Origin of the sequence: Nostoc sp. CCY 9925 (assembly GCF_963920935.1) — a bacterium.
Lineage (GTDB): Bacteria > Cyanobacteriota > Cyanobacteriia > Cyanobacteriales > Nostocaceae > Nostoc.
In genome coordinates, this window is sequence record NZ_CAWUDO010000266.1 from 1 (window position 1) to 1,835 (window position 1,835).

General features: G+C 36.3%; 1 protein-coding gene. It reads right to left on the reverse strand.

What is annotated here, in order from left to right; genetic code table 11:
* Positions 1-262: 262 nt before the first annotated feature.
* Positions 263-1,750: an IS1380 family transposase gene (locus tag ACM0OY_RS40305; RefSeq protein WP_414574285.1), complete on the reverse strand. Its 1,488-nt coding sequence runs from the start codon at positions 1,748-1,750 to the stop codon at positions 263-265.
* Between the last annotated feature and the right edge of the window lie 85 nt (positions 1,751-1,835).

Here is a 1,835-nt window from a genome sequence, read left to right on the forward strand (position 1 = left end):
CGCAAATTTCTCACAAACAATAAAAAATCAATTCACATCGCTTGATGTAAGACATTTTTTGATACATCATCAATTGAAATTTATGATGGTAAACAAAGTAAGTACAAAATAGCCATTATCAAGCTAAAGCAGTTACTAAACTTTTTGCTTATACTGGGATTGAAACACTGTGTTCATAAAATTAAGCATCCAAAACAAGGCTTGAATCAAACCAAGCTAGAAATATTATTAGAGAGAAGGTGAAATGCTGCTTGACTCGAAATTAAGCGGTATTCGGGAGCATTTTTAAGCATCTGTAAGCAGCAGCAAAGATATGTTTTACAGGACTTGAGCTAGTAATCGCAATTAAAATTCGCCGTGAGCTTATAGTAATTAAGGCTCCTAACTTCAATAATTTTGTCCGAATAGTCCCAACTTGAGAATTTTTTAATTCGGTTTTGGCTAAACATTGTGACCGCAATGCATTCATCAAAACGTAAGCAAGAGAAGAAAACCATAAGCGTAGCTGATTTCCTGCAAATGTATGAGTACTAGTTCTATCACTAAAAAGTTCTAGTTGTTGTTCTTTAAAACGATTTTCCATCTCCCCTCGCTTACAATATTTTTGTCTGTATAGTTGACCAGGAGGTACTTTATTGGTAGGAAGACTTGTAACAACAAAACGAATATTATTTCCCTTTATTCCATATTCGACCTTACAAACAACACGACGACTACGACTCCAAGATTCACGAGTCTGATAGTCTAACGACTTATGCCAAATTGAGTTATCAATCAGGTCACAAGCAAGTTCAGAAATTTGCTCATCTGGTTTAAATAGAGTTTCTAAAAATGAAGTTACTGTTGATAACTTCTGCTCAAACTCACGCGAGGCTCTATTTTGAGTAGCCGTAGCCATTTGAATTAAACGGCTGTTTCGTGCCAATCCAAAAACGTAGTCAACTCCAGCTTGCGACTCACACCATGTCATAATATCGTCTCTGGAATAGGCACTATCTCCTCGTACTAAAATCTCAACATTCTGCCAATGTTGACGTATTTGTTTAATGACTCTTTGCAACTCTTCTAACGCCCCAAATGCTGGATCTACATTAGAAGGACGAAGTTTGGCTGCTAATAAATGTTTCCCACAAAATATATAAAGTGGAGCATAACAGGATCCCCCATAATAAGTATTGAAAAAAACTTGCTCCTGATTGCCATGTACTAAATCATCAGTTACATCTAAGTCCAAAATAATTTTTCGTGGTTCTTTTGAGTAGGATTTTAAAAATATATTTACAAATAGACTTTCAATTTCTGCTGAAGAATGTCCAATTTTATGGTAACGACTATCTGCTCCTTGTTCTACATCTTCAGGACAATGTTCCAACCTATTCAATGTACTCTTACCTGCTAATATTGCAGGCTCATCCTTTACTCCAATTTTTTTTCCTAATAATAGAGCAAACATCGGATCATGACGTAATTCTTCATGGTCATTTAAGTCTTCGTATCCCATGACCAACCCGTAGATTCGCTGTTTAATTAAGTTTTCTATTGAATGGTCAATTCGATTTGGCTTTCGGTAATCTTGGAAACATAGTGCAAACTGTGATGTGATTTGCAGTTTTCTATCTATTTCAGCAATTAAGCTTAAACCTGCATCAGATGTTACTTGTCCGCCCTGGAAATTAACTACGATTGGAGGTGACTTTGGCTGTTCAAATCTGAACTGTTTTGGGAGCGATCGCGTTGCGGCTCGATTCATCGGTTAAAACTGTTGAAATGCCTACTATGTATACATTTTATCAGTTTTACGCTCCGGTTTTTTCTGAGTTTGTGAGAAATCCGGG

What these genes read in the sequence shown, in the direction of transcription:
- ACM0OY_RS40305 (WP_414574285.1), bottom strand. Translation starts at nt 1,750, where the DNA reads ATGAATCGAGCCGCAACGCGATCGCTCCCAAAACAGTTCAGATTTGAA.